Consider the following 18674-nt stretch of genomic DNA (forward strand, 5'->3'; position numbering starts at 1 on the left):
CCCCGAAGACAGAGCCAGCCGAGCAAGTGAGACGAAGGGAATCTCCTCCATGTCCGATCGCACCCAGGTCGTCGTCATCGGTGGAACGTCGGGAATCGGGCGGCACTTCGCCCAGACGTGCGCCGACCGGGGCCACGACGTGGTCGTCACCGGCCGCTCCGAGGAACGGACCAAGGGGGTGGCCCACGAGATCGGTGGGCGGACCCGCGGGCTGGTGCTGGACCTGGCCGAGCCGGAGCGGGTCGCGGAGGCGCTGGCCGACGTCGAACGCGCCGACTGGCTGGTGATCTCGGCCCTCGACCGGGACTTCAACACGGTGCGCGACTACCGTCCGGCCGAGGCGACGCGGCTGCTGACGGTGAAGCTCACCGGCTACACGGCGGTGCTGCACGCACTGGCCCCGCGGATGCCCGACGACAGCGCGGCCGTGCTGCTCGGCGGTCTGGCCAGCCACCGGCCCTACCCCGGCTCGACCACCGTGACGACCGCCAACGGCGGTATCAGCGCGCTGGTCAGGACGCTCGCGACGGAGCTGGCGCCGATCCGGGTCAACGCCCTGCACCCGAGCATCGTCGCCGACACGCCCTTCTGGAGCGACAAGCCGGCCGCCCGGGAGGCCGCGCAGGCGCGTGCGCTGACCGGGCGGCCGGTGACGATGGAGGACTGCACCGACGCGATCACGTTCCTGCTGCGGAACCGGTCGGTCAACGGTGTCAACCTCAGCATCGACGGCGGGGACGTGCTCATCTGACGCCCGTCGTGATCCGCCAGGGCCCCCACCGGCCGGTCGCGCCCTGCCCGTGCTCCCGCTCCGCGCGGGGGTAGCGGGTGAGGTCGCGGGCGGAGAACAGGGCCATGCCCGCGGTGAATCCGCTCACCGGGACAGGGAGTCGCGCCCAGTACAGGAGCCGGCCGTCGACGTACCACTCGGCCTGCCGGGTCTCGGCACGGTAGGCGAGGACGTAGCGGTGCTCCTGACCCGGTTCGGTCGGCACGTCCAGGACCACGCGGTGGATGTAGTGGTCCTCGGGCCGGCTGACACCGGGGAGCACCAGCCGCTCGACGACCGCGTACACGGTGTCGTTGGTCGCGGCGGTGTTGAGCACGACACCGGTCTCCAGGTCGAACAGGTTCACCGTGCCGAAGGCGTCGAGCAGGTCGTGGGGGATCTGGCCGTGGGTCCGCACCCCCATGTCGACCTCGAAGGCCAGCCGTCCCGCGGCCGGTACGGCGAAGCGCCGCACGGACCGGTACATCTGCTTGGCGTTGTTCTGCCTCGGGTCCGAGTCGTGGAAGCGGGTGAACGGCCGGACGGCCAGCTCCAGCCGGCCGTCCCCGGTGCGCACGCGTGCGTTGCGGTCCCGGTAGGAGTGGCGTTCGCCGTCGGCGCCCCTGATCGACATGACGGTCCAGCGGGCGGGGTCGAGTTCGCCGCTCGTGAAGTCGTCGTACGTCCAGGTGTCCGTCTTCGGTACTGACGTCATGGGGCCACCCTCCGCGCCGGCGCCGGCACCGGACATCACCCGTTCGCGCCGTTCGGACCGGCCGGCACGCCAACACGCCACGGCAGGCCGGGTTCCCGTGAACGAGTCATGTGCCCCGCGGGAGCGCCGGCCGAGACTGCCGTACCGACCGTCACATCAACGACGTCCTCGCTGCGACGTCCCCCGACAAGGAGTGTCATGGACACGATGGAATCGCCAGTGGGCGGTGACCCCTACGTCACCGTGCACGACAGCGCCCAGTTCAGGGAGCTGCGGCGTCGATCGAACACCTTCATCACGTGGGCGAGCGTCCTGTTCTTCGGGTGGTGGTTCGCCGGAAGCGCGCTCGCCACCTTCGCCCCGGGCTTCTTCCGTCAGGGGGTGGGCGGGCCCGTGAACGTGGGCCTGCTGTTCATGGGGCTGTCGTTCGCGATCGTGGTGACGACCGCCGGGGTGTACCTGCGCCACGCCCGCACCCGGCTGGACCCCCTCAGTGACCGGATCCGGGCGGACCTGGAAGGAGACCCCCGATGAACACGGCCCTCGCCGCTTCCTCCTCCCCGACGAGCATGATCCTCGCCGATCCGCCACCACCGGTCGACAACACCTGGGCCGCGCCCGCCATCGCCATCCCCGTGGTCCTCGCCGTCACCGTGGCGCTGTACTTCCTCGTGAGAGCGGCCCGCGGCGGCATACGCGACCAGGACGACTTCCTGCTCGCGGGCCGCAGGGTCGGCCCGGTCCGCAACGCGCTCGCCCTGTCCTCGGCGCCCCTGATGTACTCGACGCTGTTCATCATCACCGGGCACATCGCGCTGAGCGGGTACGACGCCGCCCTGCTCATGACGGCGTTCACGGTCTCCATGATGCTCGGGCTGCTGATCTTCGCCTCGCACGTGCGCAATCTCGGCGTCCACACGCTTGGCGACCTCCTCGCCCTGCGCATGCGTGAACGCGAGGCGCGGACCGCGGCGGCCGTCGTCACCATGCTGATCTACGCCATGTTCACGGTCATCCAGATGGCCGCGATCGCGTTCATCTTCAACCGGTGGTTCGGCCTCGACTCCCTCGTCGGGCTGGCTCTCATGGTCGCCGTCGTCGGCCTGGTCACCGTGCTGTTCGTGTACATCGGCGGAATGCCGGGCGTCACCAGGATCCTGGTGGTCAAGGTCACCCTGGTGCTGGGCGTCGTGGCGGTGCTGACCGTCCTGGTCCTGGCGGAGTTCAACCTGAACGTCGTGAGTCTGCTCGAGCGCGCGGAGGCCAACGCGGCGCCGGACCCCGGCGGTCACGAGCTGCTGGACCCCGGCCGCCTCTTCGGCGAGGGCGACGCCCGGTGGGTGCACCTGTCGAAGCTCTTCTGCATCGCCGTCGGCGTCGCCGCGATGCCGTTCCTCTTCATGCGCAGCTTCACGGCGACCAGCGGGCGGGACGCCCGGCGGTCGGCCGGCTGGGCCTCGATGATCATCGTCGGCGTGTACCTGTGCATGGGCGTCGTCGGCTTCGGTGCCGTCGCGGTCCTCGGCGCGGACAACATCGGCGTGATCAAGCCGCACCGTGACATCAGCCTGCCCAAGCTCGCGGACGAGCTCGGCGGTCCGGTGCTGGTCGGCGTGCTCGGCGCGGTCGCCGTCCTCACGGTCGCCGCGGTCTTCGCCGCCCTGCTGATCAACGCGGTCACCTGTGTCACCAAGGACATCAACGTGATGCGGGGCCGCCAGCCGGCCCCGGGCGACGAGCTGAAGGACGTACGACGCAACGTGGCGGTGATCGGCGTCGCCTCCGTCGTCCTGGCTGTCGCCATGCTTCCGGTGCTGACGCACATCTTCATCCCCACCTCGATCGACGTGGCCGGTGCCGCGATCCTGCCGGCCGTCGTCTACGCGCTGTTCTGGCGGCGCTACAACACCGCCGGACTGAAGTGGACCATCTACGGCGGGATCGCCCTGACCCTGTTCATGGTCGTGTTCTCCAACGGCGTGTCGGGCGCGGAGGACGCCATCTTCGCCGACTCCGACTTCAAGTTCATCGACATCGAACCCGGCCTGATCTCGGTGCCGGCCGGTTTCCTGTTCGGCTGGATAGGCACCCTCACCAGCCGCGAGCGCAACGACGCGGCCTTCGCCGAGATGCAGGTCCGAGCCCTGACGGGAGGCCTCGCTCCCGCCCGGACGGACCGTGGGCCGGGTCCCGTCGGCGGCGCCGGCCGGCCCGGACGGAAGAGCGCGGCGCCCAGCAAGGCGCCCTGAGACATCGTGAACGGTGTGGGGCGGTCGCACCGCCCCACACCCCTGTGAAGGGGCAATCGTGGATCCGGTACCGGTTCTGGTCGTGGGCGCGGGCCCAGTCGGCATGGTCGCCGCTCTGGAGCTCGCCCGCCAGGGCGTTCCCTGCGTACTCGTCGACCGAGAGTTCGAAACATCCGTTCATCCCAAGCTCGACTACGTCAACCCGCGGAGCATGGAGTTCTTCCGGCGCCTCGGCATCACCGACGACATCCGCTCCGCCGGGGTCGCCCCCGAGCACCGGGCCGACGTGATCTGGTCGACCGGGCTGGCGGGCGAGCCGATCACCACGTGGGAGCTGCCCTCGGTCGCCGAGGAGCGGCGGCGCATCGCCGAGCACAACGACGGCACCCAGCCCACCGAACCCGGCCAGCGCATCTCCCAGGTCGACCTGGAGCCGGTCCTGCGGTTCCACTGCCGGCTCAACCCGCTCATCGAGCTGCGCCGCGGCCTGCGCTTCGACTCTCTCACCCAGGACGACGACGGAGTCACCAGCCGGCTCGTCGACGTGCTGACCGACGACGAGATCCGGCTGCGCTCCCGGTACGTGATCGGGTGCGACGGCGCCTCGAGCCAGGTCCGCGCGGCGCTGGGCATCGGGGAGGAGAGCTTCGACGTCCCCGGGCTGCCGGGCGCCTTCATGGTGCACTTCAAGAGCCGCGACCTGGACACCCTGCACCGGCACGGGCGGTTCTGGCACTACTTCGCCTTCCGGTACGTCCTCATCGCCCAGGACGAGGCCGACACCTGGACCGCGCACGTCAACGGCCTGCGCCCGGACGAGTTCGACACTCCGCCGGCCGATCCGGCCGCCTTCCTGCTCGACGTCATGCGGACCGAGCTGAAGATCGACAAGGTGCTCCTGACCTCGCGCTGGCGCCCCGGCTTCATGATCGCCGACCGCTATCGCAGCGGACGGGTGCTCCTCGCCGGGGACTCCGCGCACCGCATGTTCCCGACCGGCGCCTACGGAATGAACACCGGTATCGGCGACGCGGCCGACGCCGCCTGGAAGATCGCGGCTCTCGTCAACGGCTTCGGCGGACCCGCACTGCTCGACAGCTACGAGGCGGAACGCCGCCCGGTGGGGCTGCGCACCCTGCACACCTCCCGACGCCATCTGGACGTGCACCTCCGGGCCGGGGACATGCTGCGCGGCGGCGCCTCCACGGAGGCCGTCGCCTCCTATCTGCGGGCCGAGCGGGGCGAGAACGAGTACCGGGGCATCGAACTGGGCCACCGCTACGACGACTCGCCCGTGATCTGCCACGACGACGAGCCGGAACCCCCGTACACGCCCCGCGCGTACACGCCCACGACCTGGCCCGGCGGACGCCCGCCGAGCCTCCTCCTCAAGGACGGAACCGCGCTCTACGACCACTTCGCGCCGTCCTTCACCCTCGTCGACTTCGCCGGCGACGGCAGGGGCGACGCGCTGCTCGAAGCGGCGGCCGCCCAGGGCCTGCTGGTCGGCCACACCGTGGTGCGCGACGCCCTGGTCCGGCGGGCCTGGGAACGCGACCTCGTACTGCTCAGGCCCGACCATCACGTGGCCTGGCGCGGCAACGAGGCCCCCCTGGACCCGGCTTCCGTCGTCCGGCGGGTGCGCGGCGCGGCCCGGGACGTCACGCCTCGCTGATCTCGACGGGAGCACTCATGACGCGATTCAGCTCTACGGCGGACCTCGCCCGCCCCGGACCGTGGGAGGACCTGCCCGCGGCCCAGCAACCGGACTGGCGCGATCACGCCGCCCGTCCCGCGGTCTGCGCGAGGCTGGCATCGGCCGCGCCACTGGTGACGGCCGCCGAGGTCCGGGAACTGCGGCGGACGCTGTCGGGCCTGACGACGACCGGCGGGCTCCTGCTCCAACTGGGCGACTGCGCCGAGAGCTTCTTCGAGTGCACGCCCCGGCACGTGGAGCGGAAGCTGCGCGTCGTCGACCGGCTGGCGGACAGCCTCGGCGAACTCACGGGCCGGAGTGTCGTGCGGGTCGGCCGCATGGGCGGGCAGTTCGCCAAGCCGAGGTCGCGGGCCACCGAGTCGCACGGTTCGATCGACATCCCCTCCTTCCGCGGGCACATGATCAACTCGGAGATCGCCACTCCCCTGGCCCGGCAGCCCGAGCCGCTGCGCATGGCGTGGGCCTACGACGCCGGAGCCGAGGTGCAGCGGGTGATGCGGGCGCACCGCGAGGCCGGCGCCCGTACACCGGCCGGGCTGGGCCCCTGGTCCAGCCACGAGGCCTTGGTCATCGACTACGAGTCCCCGCTGGTGCGCCACGACGCCGGGACGGACGAGCTGTACCTGTCCTCGGCGCACCTGCCCTGGGTGGGCGAGCGGACCCGTGAACCGGGCGGCGCGCATGTCACGTTGCTGTCCCGCGTGGTCAATCCGGTGGGCTGCAAGATCGGTCCTGCCGCGGACCCGGAGGAGATCCTGCGGGTGTGCGAGGCGCTCGATCCCCATCGTGAGCCCGGCCGCCTGGTGCTCATCCCGCGGATGGGACGGGACGGGATCCGGGAGGCCCTGCCGCCGATCGTGCGCCGGGTGGCGAAGGCGGGGCACCCGGTGATCTGGCTGTGCGACCCCATGCACGGCAACACGGTGACGTCCCGCGCCGGCCTGAAAACACGTCACCTCGCCGATGTGATCACCGAGGCGGTGCGATTCCGCGACATTCTCCGGGAGTGCCGCCAGCACGCCGCCGGACTCCACCTCGAGGTCGCGGCGGACGACGTGACGGAATGCGTTGGCGGCTCGGTGGAGCGCGAGGAACAAATCACCGGCCACTACACCTCCCTGTGCGATCCGCGCCTCAATCCCGAACAGGCCCTGGAACTCATCGAGGCATGGGCGAAATGAACGGTGCCGGTTCGCGAGCAGCACCCCGGCGATCCCTGCTCCGGTACGACTACTACTCGATCGAGCAGTGGACGTGCCGAAGGACGGCCGGATAGCGTCCGAGCTGATTTCCGGGAAATTGACGGAGCACGTGAATTCCGATCGAAAGGAAATTTCCGGTGACGACATTGAGGCGGCCGCGGAGCCGGCGCCTGGGATACACGGTGACCATCGCCACCGCGGCGGCCTTGGTGGGTTCGCTGACCAGTGCCGCGCCGGCGGCCCCGCGGCAGGCGGCGCCCGGAATCGACCTGGACCACGGCAACGCCCTGATCCAGGTGGTGTACCCGAAGTTCCAGCGGGTGTCACGCGACGAGAGCTCGGGACGTTCGGTGTCGCTGACGGTCGACCACGCCATCCTCATCGAGATGCCGTGGTTCGACGCCATCGCCCCGTACCACCCGACGGCGAAGGGCATCTTCTCCGACCTCGGACGCCGTCCGGAGGCGGAACGGACGACGCGCAACAAGAACATAGCCGTCATCTACGCGGCGTACACGTCGATGAGCACGGTGCTGCCGCAGTACAAGTCCCGCTGGATCGAGATGATGGAGTCGGCGGGGCTCGATCCGTACGACACCGCGGAAGACCCCACGACGCCGAGCGGCATCGGCATCCTCGCCGCCAAGAACGCCATGAAGGCGCGCCTGCACGACGGCTCCAACCGGTACGGCGACGAGGGCGGACGGCAGTACAACCGGAAGCCGTACAGCGACTACACCGGCTACAAGCCGGTCAACACCGCGGAGCAGCTCCGCGACGCCTCCCGCTGGCAGCCGGGCGTGACCTCGGTGAACAACGTCTACAGGGTCCAGCAGTTCGCGACCCCCTACTACGGCCGGGTCAGGCCGTTCACGTTCGACGACCCCAGCCGGTTCGAGGTGTCCCCGCCGGCCGCCAGCAACCACCGCAACCGCGGCGCCTACAAGCGCCAGGTCGACGAGGTGCTGAAGGCGTCGTCGCGCCTGGACGACCGCAAGAAGATGAGTGCCGAACTCTTCAACGACAAGGTCGTGACGTTCGGAACCGTGGCCGGCACTCCGGTGGTCACGCACGGCAACTACGACATCGAGAAGATGGTGCAGTACATCACCTCCTCCGATGTGGCCTTCATCGATTCCACGATCGCCACCTGGCACTTCAAGCGCAAGTTCGACTCGGTCCGGCCGGTCAGCGCCGTCCGGCACGTCTACCGGGGCAAGGAGGTCACCGCCTGGGGCGGCCCCGGCGCCGGCACGGTCGGCGACATCCCCGGGAACGAGTGGCAGGGCTACCTGAGCGGGCGTTCCGCCGACGCCCCCGAGTACCCGTCGGCCAGCTCCGCCCTCTGCCTGGCCTTCAGCCAGCAGGTGCGGCGGTTCACGGGCACGGACAAGGCCGACATCAACTATCCCGTGGCGAAGGGCTCTTCGCTCATCGAACCGGGCGTCACCCCGGCCAACGACATGACGCTGCACTGGGACAACTGGACCGACTTCGCCCGGGACTGCGGTGAGAGCAGGGTCTGGGGCGGTGAGAACTTCCCCGCCGCGGTCGAGGCCGCGAAGCAGTACGCGCCGAAGATCGGTGACATGAGCTACGCGTTCGTCCAGCGGAAGGTGAACGGGGGCTGAACCGCTCGTCTCCGACAGAGGCTGCCGCCTGCGTCCACCAGGGCGCCGGCGGCAGCCTGCTGCCGTCACTTTCGGGCAGCGGCCCGTGACGCCTTGCCAGCGGGATATGGGTAGAGGAGTCGAGGCCGGACGGGTTAAGGTCACGGCTGCGACTCGAACGCATGGTCGGGGGCTTCTTTCAATGATCTTTCACGCACCTCCAGTGAGTTCGCCTTCACCTCCTCCGGTGGCACACGGCACCGGTCCGAGTGTGCCGAGCCCGTGTCCGTCCCGCGGGGGACGCGGGGTCCGCCGGAGCCCGGCCATCACCGTCGGACACGTCCGCGAGCCGAGGTCCCACCGCATCGCGTCGACGAGGTCCCTGCCGACCGGTGGCGTCCGCCCCGGCCGCCGGGCACCCGTCCACGAAGAGTGACCCACGAGCGGGCGTCGCGCACCGGCCGGACATCAGGGGGACCCGGCCGCGGCGCCCGCGGAGTCCGACGGCCGGGACACCACCCCCTGCCCGGACAGCGGCCGGACGGCACACACGACCGGTCGCGCCGGCTCTCGATCAGGCCTTCCTTGGGGGACACTCCGATGACATCCGTCCTTCCGTGTCTCGCGGCGGCGAAGACGTGCTCCGTGCTCGTGTCCGACCCCGACCTGTCCGTCCGGGCGGTGCTGTCGGCGGTGATCGGATCCGCTCCCGGGCTGACCCTGGTCGGCGAGGCGGCGGATGCGGACGAGACGGTGGCGCGGGCCGCCCGGACCCACCCGGACCTGGTGCTCCTGGGGGCGGGGGCGGCCGGGCCGGACCTGGCCACCGTGACCGGACGCCTGCTCGCCGCCGCCGATCCCCCCAAGGTGATCGTCCTGGCCGTACCCGGACAGCGGGAGTACTGCAGGGAGGCACTGACAGCCGGCGCCTCCGGACTGCTCCTGCGGGACGCCCCCGCGGAGGAGGTGCTGTGCGCCATCTCCGCGGTCTCGTCGGGATACCTGCTCGTCGCCCCCGACTTCGCCGCCTCGGCGATCGTCGGTAACTCCGGCACGGACGCGCCGCCGGCGTCACCGGCGGGTTCGGCGGTGACGTCGTCGCGACCCCGGCGCGGGTCGGTGCGGAGGATGGCCGCGGCGGACAACCGGCTGCTCGCACAGGACGTGCACGACGTGCTCGGACGCACCCTCGCCGCGATCAACCGCAAGGGCGAGCTCGCCGTCCGGCTGCTCGCCACCCGGCCGGACCGGGCGCGCGCGGAGCTGGAGACCGTGCTGGAGCTGGCGCGTCGGTCCATGACCGAGGTCCGGGGCCTGGTCGACGGCTATCGCCCGAGCGACCTGGCCACCGAGATCGAGGGGGTGCGCTGCGACCTGGAGATCCTGGGCACGCGGGTGGAGGTCCGGCGCACCCGGGCCGCACTGCCCCGCGCCGTCCAGGAGGTGTTCGGCTGGGTGGTGCGGGAGGCGGGCGCGAACGTCATCCGGCACAGCGAGGCCGCGAGCTGCTCGATCGAGGTCTGGACCCGTGGCCGTACCGCTCATCTGCGGATCTCCAACGACGGCGTTCGGCATACCGCCTCGGCCTCCGGGAGCGGGCTCCTCGGTCTGGCGGCGCGGCTGCGGGCCGAGGGCGGCACGCTCACCCATGGCCCGGTCCCCCACGCGGCCTACCACGTCGAAGCGAGCGTACCCATCAGTCACACCGACGTCCGGAGGGAAGATGGCGATCAAGCTGGTCCTGGCCGAGGACGAGGCCCTCACCAGGGAAGCCCTCACTGAACTGCTCCGGCTGTCCGGGGACATCGACGTGATCGCCCACACCGGTCGGGGTGACAGGGTGGTCGGACTGCTGAAGGAGCATGGGGCGGACATCGCCGTGATTGACGTGCGCATGCCTGGCATGAGTGGGATCGAGGTCGCCGAGCAGTTGCACCGGGAGCGGCCGGGCTTCCCCCTGGTGATCCTCACCTGCGACGTCCGGCCCGGGCACGTGCAGCGGGCGCTGAAGGCCGGAGTGCGCGGCATCCTGACGAAGGAGACCTCGATCGGCGAGTTGAGACGGGTGATCCGTGAAGTGCACGCGGGCGGCCGGCACGTGCCGCCCGACCTGATCGCGGAGATGGTGGCCGCCGGGGACAACCCCCTCACGGTGCGCGAGGCCGAGATCCTGAAGGTGGCCGAGGACGGCCGCCCGCTCAGCGCCATCGCGTCCCAGCTGCACCTGAGCCCGGGCACGGTCCGCAACCACATCCACTCCGCCATCCACAAGCTGAAGGCGACGAACCGGGTCGGGGCCGTGCTGGCCGCGTCGCGGGCCGGCTGGATCTGATCTCCCCTCAGCCGGTGGTGGCGGGACGGAGCAGTGCCGCGACGCCGTTCCGCCGCCCCCAGGCGACCGTGACGCTGAGCAGGAGGAGGATCAACGCCAGGAGGGAGAAGTCGTCGATGACGAGGTTGGTGATCATGGCTCCGATCATCAACGCGGCCAGCCCCAGCGCGGCGAGCCCGACCAGACGCGGAACCAGAAGCCCGACCACGCCGACGAGTTCCAGGACGCCGACGAAATACCGGAGCCACTGCCCGGCTCCGATGTTGTCGAAGGCCGCCACCATCTCCGCGGCGCCGAAGAGCTTCGCGGTGCCGGCGGCGAGGAATACGATCACCAGAAGCGCGTGGCACACCCATAAGGCGATACCGGCGGCCCGTCCCGTTCCCTTACCCGGTGAATTTTCCAGTTCGCCCATCCGAGCCCCCGGCTCTCTTGGCAATTGGGATGCGGTCCGAACAACGACTTCCCGGACGATAGCCCGCGACAATTGAGCGGGTCAACAATCGCACATTGAACGGATCCGGAATCATCGCCTCGGACAAGCCCGTTCATCTACGAGGGATGGACATTTCGGATTCGCGAACACCCCTGGCGAGTGGGAGACGAGCAGGAGTGCTGCGTTCGCGGTAGTCGACTGCTCCGGCGGCAGACTCCGCCCTTCGCCGATACCGCTCCGACGGTAGGCGGAACGGATACTCCGGCATGACGAATTGCGGCCGGCCGGTTCTTAGGCTGAAGTCCGAACGCCGTCATGAGAACCGAAGGGAACCCCCATGTCCGTCCGTCGCTTGCTCATCGCCGCCGCAGCCGCTGTGACCACGGGATTCATGCTCGCCGCGCCGGCGGCCGCCAACGTCATGGCCGCCGACGGCGACGACGGTGGCTCCGGGCGGGGCCCCTCCCTCGCGGCCCTGGTCGTGGCGGTGATCGGCGTGGTGCTCGGCGTGCGGGCCCTGCGTGCGGCCGGCCGCGGTGCCGCCAACGCGCGCGGCGGAGCCCTCGCGGGAGTGGCGGTGGGGGCCCTCGGCGTGATCATCGGCGGCATCGCCCTCGCCGTCGCGGACGGCGGTGTGGGCAAGGGCTCCGGCACGGGCGGCGCCGTCGTGGCCATGGTCGTGGGGCTGGCCGGCGTGGTCCTCGGCGCGCTGGCGCTGTCCCGGTCCCGCCGCGCCGTCGCCTGACGGCCTTCGGTACTCCCCCGGCCGACCGGAAACCGCCGACACGGCGGCCCGGTCGGCCGTTCGCCGTCTCCGCGACGAACGGCGGCCCGTCCCTTCCGGGTCCCCTTCGCCTCACCCGGCGGCGGTTCCGGCCTGGCACGCCCGCCGGGTCGCCTCAGTCGCGATCGCCGTCCGGAGCCGCCGCCCTCACCGCCTCCTCGGGTCGACGCGCCCTGCCCCGCGGCTTCAACGGCGCGTTCGGCAGCTCCGGCGCGGGCAGCGAGGCCCCGTCGTACCCGTGCACCTCTCCGAAACGGGTGGTTCCCTCCATCCAGTCCTCCCGGGCCCGCACGATGTCGTCGTGCGATCGCCCGATGAAGTTCCACCACATGACGATCTCCTCGTCGAACGGGGTCCCGCCGAGCAGCACCGTGCGGGCCGGCTCGCCGGACTCGTTGCGGAGCGTCAGGGTGCCGGCGCCGGGGCGTACGTAGCCCAGTTCCGCCGGGTGCAGCAGGGTGCCGGCCAGCCGGACGTCCCCGCGGTCCACGAGGAGCCCGTGCTCGAAACCGGGGTCCACGGGCAGGGTGAGCGAGGCGTGCGGCGCGAGGGTGATCTCGGCGCCGAGCAGGGGCGTGAAGGTCGGCACCGGCGAGACGGCACCGGCCAGCCGGCCCAGGAACACGCTGATCCCGGCGCCGTCGGTACGGACGGGCTCGGGCACGTGATGCCGGAAGTCCCGCGCGGTGTGGCGGTGTTCGTCCGGGAGGGCCACCCACAGCTGCACGCCGTGCAGGACCGTGGTCCGCTCGGTGGAGACCTCGGAGTGGCTGATGCCGTGCCCGCCGGTCATGAGGTTCAGCTCGCCGGGCCGCACCAGGGCGTGGCTGCCGAGGCTGTCCCGGTGCTCGATCTCGCCGCTGAACAACCAGCTGACCGTCTGCAGTCCGGTGTGCGGATGCGGGGCGACGTCCATGCCCCCGGTGCGGGCGACGTCGTCGGGACCGTAGTGGTCGACGAAGCACCAGGCGCCGATCAGGGTCCGGGTCCGTTGCGGCAGCGTGCGCCGGACCGTCATGGCGCGCGGCCCGCCGAGCGGTACGTCGCGCGGTGTCAGTACCTCGACCTGTGCCCCTTCCGATCGCTCGTCGCCGTCCGCCGCTCCGCAGCGGACTTCTCCGGGGCTTGTTTCCACGTTGCTCACTGAGAAGCACCTCCCGTCGTCATGATATTTTCAAATTTAACTATTCGCCACTGCGGGCCGTTCCGGCCGCGTCCGAAGGAGCCCAGGTTGAGCAGCAGCACCCTGCCGATGTCCGAGGACCGACGGATCTTCATCGACAAGCAGAACCCCGAGCCGTACCAGGCGCTGGTGCGCGCGTCGGAGGCGGTCCGGGCGGCGGCCGCCGCAGCGGGCTTCGACCGGATCCTGGTGGAACTGGTCAACCTGCGCGTCTCCCAGATCAACGGCTGCGCGTACTGCCTGAACCTCCACACCCGGGCCGCCCTGCGCGCGGGCGAGACCACGCAGCGCCTCGGTGTGCTGGCCGCCTGGCGGGACACCGACCTGTTCACCCCCGTGGAACGCGCCGCGCTCGCGCTGGCCGAGGCGACCACCCGGCCCGCCGACACCGCCGCACGCGACACCGCCACGGCGGCCGCCCGCGACGTGCTCACCGACGACCAGATCTCCGCGGTGATCTGGGTGGCGATCACCATCAACGCCTTCAACCGGGTCTCCGTCATGAGCGGGCATCCGGTGCCGCCGGAGCGGTGACCGGCTTCCGGCCGGCACCGGCCGCGGCGGACGTCCGACCGCGAGGCTGGGCCCGGGCGGCGCCGGGCGTGTGCCTCGGAGCGCACGGCCGCCGTTCCCGCAGCGCACGGCCGCGCGCACGGCGGCACACCGTGCGCTCACGCACCCGGCCGTGTGCGCTGCCGGTCAACCGCCCGCCGGTCCCGGCGCCTAGCGTCCTTCGGGAACGTACGGCACAGCACCGCAGGAGGCGGCCATGACCACCAGCACCAAGCCCCCGAGCAGCCAGCCGTGGCTGCATCAGAAGGGCGCCGTCATCCAGGAGTTCGGCACCGTCAAGCTGTTCCCCCTCGGGCTGTCCCACGACGCCCGCATGTACTCCTGCCAGCGCCTGAACCAGGTCCTGGCCGACACCCAGATGCTCCACGGCCTGTACAAGAAGCACCACTGGCTCCTGCGCGGGGCGACCTTCTACCAGCTGCACCTCCTCCTGGACAAGCACGCCGGGGAGCAGCTGGAACTCGTCGACGCCGTCGCGGAGCGGGTCCAGACGCTGGGCGGGGTCGCGGTGGGGGACCCCCGGCACGCCGCGGAGATCACCTCGATCCCGCGTCCGCCGGACGGTGTGGAGGAGGTCCCCGCGATGCTCTCCCGCCTGCTCCAGGCCCACGAGACCATCCTGACCCAGGCCCACGACGCGGCCGCCCGGACCGCCGAGCTGGGTGACGACGGCACCAACGACCTGCTGGTCTCCCAGGTGATCCGCACCGGTGAGATCCAGGCGTGGTTCCTGGCCGAGCACCTGGTCGACACGCCCCTCGTACGGTCCTGACCCGGCCCGGCGGGAGTCCGGCGGAGGGGCGTTCAGGAACCGGTCGCGGTCCGCTGCGCCTGTTCCAGCGCCTCCTTCGGCGTACGCTCGCCCGTCAGCGCGGACTGGACCGCGGTGTAGATCCCGGTCGCCGCGTCGGGCCACCGGACGCCGAGCCGGCTCGTGCGGGACCGGGCCCCCTCGACGCTGTCGACGAAGGCCGCCATCGACGGGACCCGCTCCGCGTACCGGGCGGCCACCGCGGGGCGCGAGGGCACGGTGACCCGCTGCTCGGCCTGGTCGAGCATGGTCCGAGAGTCGTTCAGGCACGCGAGCACCTGCGCGGCCTTCTCCTGGCGGGCGGGGGAGGCACTGTGCGGAACGGTCCACACCTCGCCGCCGATCGGTGTGACGGGGGCCTGTCCCGCGGTGGGGACGGGGACCGGGGCCATGCCCCAGTTCAGGTCGCGGGCCTTGTTCAGGGCGGGGATCCGCCAGGGCCCGTTGATCATCATGGCCGTGCGGCCGGCGACGAACTGGTCGTGGAGGTCGGCCTGGTTCCAGTTCAGCACGGACTCCGACATGGAGCCGCCGCGCACCAGGCCGGCCCACAGCCGCAGGGCCTGCTCGGCCTGCGGGGAGTCCAGCCGCCGCTCGTCCCCGCCGTTGGACCACAGGAAGGGCAGGAACTGCCAGGCGGACTCGAAGGTGGCGTCGGCGTCGACCGCCATGCCGTAGCGCCCCGGGCGGGTCAGTGCGGCCGCCGCCGTCCTCAGCTCGTCCCAGGTCCTGGGGACGGCCACGCCGGCCTCCGCCAGGGCGTCCTTGTCGTAGAAGAGGACGACCGTGCTGACGGTCGGCGCCAGTCCGTACACCTTGCCGTCGTAGCTGCCCGCCGCGAGGATCTCCTCGCCGAAGCCGTCGAAGTCGATGCCGTACCGGTCCAGCGGTGTCAGCACCCCGGTCTCCGCGATCTGCTGCAGATCGGCGTTGTCCAGCATCAGCAGGTCGGGCAGGGTCCGCGCCGACGCCTGCCGCAGGACCGTCGGGACGAGCGACGGGCCGGGGACACTCGAGTGCTCGACCCTGACCCCGGCGGCCTTCCCGCAGGCGTCGAGCCAGCCGCTCCACTGCGCGTGCTCGGTGTCGTCGGTGTAGTAGTCGAGCGCGGTGATGGACGTGACCTCGTCCCCGGCGGCCGCCGTGCCGGCTGCGCCGCCGCACCCGGTGACGGCCGGCAGCAGGGCGAGGGCCCCGAGGAGGCCGGCGATCCGCCGTGCCGCCGGCCCGGCAGGTGAGGTCATGGTGTGTGCTCCCGCGTGCGTGCCTGTCCCGATCGCCGGTCCCGGCACGTGACGAGTGGTTTCGGGCCTGTGTGGCGACTCGGTCAGCGTAGACGCCGGGAGGGACGCGGTCGCGACCGCCCTGTGAACAGCGGGTGCGCTCCTGTCACCCGGTGCGGAGGGGCCTCGCGTGAACGTACCAGGCGCACCGTTCAGTCCTCGCGCAAGGCCATGACCACATGGGCGAGTTGCACCCGGGAGTTGACCGAGAGCTTGCGGAAGGCGGAGGTCAGGTGCGTGTTGATGGTGTGCGGGGAGACGACGAGCCGGTCGGCGGCCGACCGGTTGGTGTGCCCCTCGGCTATGAGGCGGGCGACCTTCTTCTCCGAGGCCGTCAGCGCCTCCCAGCCCTGGACGGGGCGGCCGACGACCGTCCGGGGGCCGCCCGTGTCCCCGGCCCGCCGGTCCCGCCGCAGGTGTGCCGCCGCCGCGTGCGCGCCCGACGCGGTGTAGAGGGCCCGGGCCTCCGTCAGGGGCGCGGCCGTCCCATCCGCGGCCGGGCGCGCCCGTCCGAGGTCGGCGAGGGCCGCGGCCCGGACCAGCGGGCGGGGGCCGGCCCCGAGCAGCTCCACGGCGTGTTCCAGCAGGGCGGCGTCGCCGCGGACGAGGCCGGTCACCTGGGCCGCGACGCCCGCCGCGGTGGGCACGGCCGGGTTGCGCGCCGCGTGGTCCCGGGCCTGTGCGGCCAGGTCCTCGGCGAGCGAGTGGTCCGTGCCGCGCAGGGCGATGCGTACGGCGGAGTCGACCCAGGTGCGCAGGAGTCGCCAGCGCATGAAGGGGCCGTTCTCCTGCACCTGCCGGATCCGGTCGACGGCCAGGGCGGTGTCGCCGTCGGCGTCGGCCACGACCGCCTCCAGGAACCGCACGGCGGCCGTGTTGCCCGGGTTCGGTTTGGCGGCGAGGCCCTCCCGCGCCGCGGCCAGGTGTCCCCGCGCCGCTTCCCGCTCACCGCGCAGGAGCGCGATCCGGGAGCGGATCACCCGGGAGTTGACCTGCTGCACGGGTGTCCGCAGGTCCTCCTCCAGGCGTTCCATCGTGGCGAGGTCCGCCTCGGCGTCGTCGAGCCGGCCGAGCCCGAGGTGCTGCTGCCCCTGGGCCCACAGCAGCATGGCCTGACGAGGCGAGGCCGCGTCTTCGGCCGCCCGCAGCAGCAGCCGCTCGCCGGACGCGAAGTCGTCCAGGTGCTGATGGGCGACGATCTCCTCGGGCAGGTAGGCGGGGTCGACGGCGCTGAGCGCGGCGAAGTGCCTCAGCGCCGCGGCGTTCTCGCCGGCGTTGAGGGCGATCTCGCCCAGCCCGGACAGGGCCAGGACGTGCGCCTCGCGGTCACCGGTCCGGACGGCGTCGCGCAGGGCGCCCTCGCCCGCCTCGCGGGCCGCGACGAGGTCGGATCCCCGGGACAGCGCGAGCGCACGCAGGGCGGCCAGCCGTGCCGCGACCTCGGGGGCCGCGCCGGTGACCGCGAGCGCGGTGTCGGCCCGGCGGCGCAGCTCGTCGGCGAGGTCCATGTTCCACAGGGTCCCGCCGAGCGCGGCCTGCAGACGGCCGAACACCTCGGGCGGCGGCCGCAGGGCCAGCAGCCGGTCGCCGGTCGCCAGGGCCTCCCGGTTCCGGCCGGCCCGGGTCTGGCAGACGATCGCCCGCTCGCCCACGGAGAAGGCCGACGGCCCCGCGGGCGGCACCAGCTCCAGCGCCCGGGTCATCAGGTCGGCCGCGAGGCCCGGCGTGACCGGCAGGACGTCCTCGGCGGCCCGCCGTAGCAGCGTGACGGCCTCCTCGTCGCCGGGCAGGGCGCCCTTGAGGATGTGCGGCACCGTGTCGATCGGCTGGTGCCCGGCGGCGGCCAGGTGCCGGGCGGCCTCGCGGTGCAGTGCCTTGCGGGCGGACGGCGGGATGTCGACGTAGACCGCCTGGCGCAGCAGGTCGTGCCGGAACACGAGCTGTTCGCCGTCGTCGTCCAGGAGTCCGGCGCGCACCGCCTCCTCGAGTGCGGCGATCAGCTCCGTGGGTGCCCGGCCGCACAGCGCGGCGGCCTGGGTGAAGCCGAACCCGCGTCCCAGCACCGCTCCCATCTGGAGGAAGCGCAGGGTGGCCGGCCGAAGGGACTTGAGCCGGCCGCGCACGCCGACGACCAGCCCCGGGTGCACCGGGCCGCCCTCGGCCCCGGCGGTCCGCAGTCCCGCGAGCATCTCGACGGCGAGGAACGGGTTGCCGCCGGCTCCGTTGAGCAGGCCGCGTACGCGTTCGTCGACGGCCGTGCCCAGGGTGTCGCCGGCCAGCTGCCCGATGGCCTCGCCGGTCAGCGGTGCCAGACGCACCGTGACCGTCCGGAGTTCCGGTGCGGCGGCCGCGACGATCTCCTCGGCCGGGCCGGCCGGCTCCAGTCGCCCGGTGAGCAGCCAGAGCACGGGTGAGGTGCGCAGGCGTACGGGGAGCTGCGTCAGGGCGAACCGGCTCAGCGGGTCGGCCCACTGGACGTCGTCCAGGGCGATGAGCACCGGGCCGCGGGCCGCTCGGGCCTCGATCGCCTCGGCCAGGCGTTCCAGGAGCCAGATCCGCTGGTCGTGGTGGCGGGCGAGATCGGTGAGGGCGTCGCCGGACAGCAGCGGTTCGTCGCCGTGCAGGACGCAGGAGGCCAGCGAGGACAGCGGCACGATGTGGTGGAGTTCGTCGGCCTTGCCGAGGCCCACCCAGAATCCGGCCGTCCGGCTCCCGGCGACGGCCTCGGCGAGCAGGGTGCTCTTGCCGATGCCCGGTTCCCCCTGGATCAGGGCGAGCGCGCCGCCGCCGGTGCGGGGCACCGAGGCGATCACTTCCCGCAGCTCGCCCAGTTCCCTCTCCCGGCCGCGCAGACCGCTTCGGGACAGGCTGCCGCCCTGGCTGCCCACGCGCGTCCCTCCCTGTGCTCCCGCGCCCGCCGGTGGCTCCGCGACGGTGCCGGCCGCCGGTCGCGGCCGGGCGGTCCGGGCGGACACGTACGACGCGCCCGGCGTCCACCATGGTACTGACC

16 protein-coding genes are annotated in these 18674 nt (G+C 72.1%); 11 read left to right on the plus strand and 5 right to left on the minus strand.

The window, feature by feature from the left end; translation table 11 throughout:
* The first annotated feature begins 49 nt into the window (after positions 1-49).
* Positions 50-751: an SDR family NAD(P)-dependent oxidoreductase gene (locus AC0VYN_RS20890; RefSeq protein ID WP_475532188.1), complete on the plus strand. Its 702-nt coding sequence runs from the start codon at positions 50-52 to the stop codon at positions 749-751.
* On the opposite strand, the gene AC0VYN_RS20895 is transcribed toward AC0VYN_RS20890, so the two are convergent.
* Positions 744-1484 (minus strand): DUF6081 family protein, encoded by a 741-nt coding sequence (locus tag AC0VYN_RS20895; protein ID WP_475532189.1) that lies wholly within the window; start codon positions 1482-1484, stop codon positions 744-746. The genes AC0VYN_RS20890 and AC0VYN_RS20895 overlap by 8 nt on opposite strands.
* Positions 1485-1682: 198 nt before the next feature.
* Here AC0VYN_RS20895 and AC0VYN_RS20900 point away from each other — a divergent pair, with 198 nt between their 5' ends.
* The 7 genes from AC0VYN_RS20900 (at position 1683) to AC0VYN_RS20930 (ending at position 10594) form a co-directional block, all read left to right on the plus strand.
* Positions 1683-2018: a DUF485 domain-containing protein gene (locus AC0VYN_RS20900; RefSeq protein WP_475532190.1), complete on the plus strand. Its 336-nt coding sequence runs from the start codon at positions 1683-1685 to the stop codon at positions 2016-2018.
* Entirely contained in the window at positions 2015-3733 is a 1719-nt protein-coding gene (locus AC0VYN_RS20905) for a solute symporter family protein (protein ID WP_475532191.1), read from the plus strand. Before AC0VYN_RS20900 ends, AC0VYN_RS20905 begins: the two co-directional genes overlap by 4 nt.
* A 58-nt stretch (positions 3734-3791) precedes the next feature.
* Complete coding sequence (locus tag AC0VYN_RS20910) at positions 3792-5408, plus strand: FAD-dependent monooxygenase (RefSeq protein ID WP_475532192.1); 1617 nt, start codon at positions 3792-3794, stop codon at positions 5406-5408.
* Positions 5409-5425: 17 nt separating this feature from the next.
* On the plus strand, positions 5426-6631 hold the full coding sequence (locus tag AC0VYN_RS20915) for a 3-deoxy-7-phosphoheptulonate synthase (protein WP_475532193.1): 1206 nt from the start codon (positions 5426-5428) through the stop codon (positions 6629-6631).
* Between the two features lie 203 nt (positions 6632-6834).
* A complete protein-coding gene (locus tag AC0VYN_RS20920; protein ID WP_475532194.1) occupies positions 6835-8283 on the plus strand; it encodes a DUF6851 domain-containing protein in 1449 nt (482 codons plus the stop codon).
* Positions 8284-8862: 579 nt separating this feature from the next.
* Complete coding sequence (locus AC0VYN_RS20925) at positions 8863-10044, plus strand: histidine kinase (protein WP_475532195.1); 1182 nt, start codon at positions 8863-8865, stop codon at positions 10042-10044.
* Positions 9986-10594, plus strand: a complete 609-nt coding sequence (locus AC0VYN_RS20930) for a response regulator (RefSeq protein ID WP_475532196.1) — start codon at positions 9986-9988, stop codon at positions 10592-10594. The genes AC0VYN_RS20925 and AC0VYN_RS20930 overlap by 59 nt, the downstream gene beginning before the upstream one ends.
* A 7-nt stretch (positions 10595-10601) precedes the next feature.
* Here AC0VYN_RS20930 and AC0VYN_RS20935 read toward each other — a convergent pair whose 3' ends face one another.
* On the minus strand, positions 10602-10928 hold the full coding sequence (locus AC0VYN_RS20935; RefSeq protein ID WP_475532197.1) for a DoxX family protein: 327 nt from the start codon (positions 10926-10928) through the stop codon (positions 10602-10604).
* A gap of 439 nt (positions 10929-11367) precedes the next feature.
* Here AC0VYN_RS20935 and AC0VYN_RS20940 point away from each other — a divergent pair, with 439 nt between their 5' ends.
* Complete coding sequence (locus tag AC0VYN_RS20940) at positions 11368-11775, plus strand: DUF6223 family protein (protein ID WP_385473511.1); 408 nt, start codon at positions 11368-11370, stop codon at positions 11773-11775.
* A gap of 154 nt (positions 11776-11929) precedes the next feature.
* On the opposite strand, the gene AC0VYN_RS20945 is transcribed toward AC0VYN_RS20940, so the two are convergent.
* On the minus strand, positions 11930-12958 hold the full coding sequence (locus AC0VYN_RS20945) for a pirin family protein (protein ID WP_475532198.1): 1029 nt from the start codon (positions 12956-12958) through the stop codon (positions 11930-11932).
* Positions 12959-13066: 108 nt separating this feature from the next.
* Between AC0VYN_RS20945 and AC0VYN_RS20950 the strand changes: the two genes are divergently transcribed.
* A complete protein-coding gene (locus tag AC0VYN_RS20950; RefSeq protein WP_475536939.1) occupies positions 13067-13531 on the plus strand; it encodes a carboxymuconolactone decarboxylase family protein in 465 nt (154 codons plus the stop codon).
* Positions 13532-13766: 235 nt separating this feature from the next.
* Positions 13767-14342, plus strand: coding sequence for a Dps family protein (locus AC0VYN_RS20955; RefSeq protein ID WP_385469882.1), 576 nt, complete (start codon positions 13767-13769; stop codon positions 14340-14342).
* Positions 14343-14374: 32 nt separating this feature from the next.
* On the opposite strand, the gene AC0VYN_RS20960 is transcribed toward AC0VYN_RS20955, so the two are convergent.
* A complete protein-coding gene (locus AC0VYN_RS20960) occupies positions 14375-15625 on the minus strand; it encodes an extracellular solute-binding protein (RefSeq protein WP_475532199.1) in 1251 nt (416 codons plus the stop codon).
* A 191-nt stretch (positions 15626-15816) separates the two neighbouring features.
* Positions 15817-18552, minus strand: coding sequence for a helix-turn-helix transcriptional regulator (locus AC0VYN_RS20965; RefSeq protein WP_475532200.1), 2736 nt, complete (start codon positions 18550-18552; stop codon positions 15817-15819).
* Between the last annotated feature and the right edge of the window lie 122 nt (positions 18553-18674).

Source organism: Streptomyces sp. 63XJN7_1_ISO-PGPR-S23-121 (genome assembly GCF_056173025.1).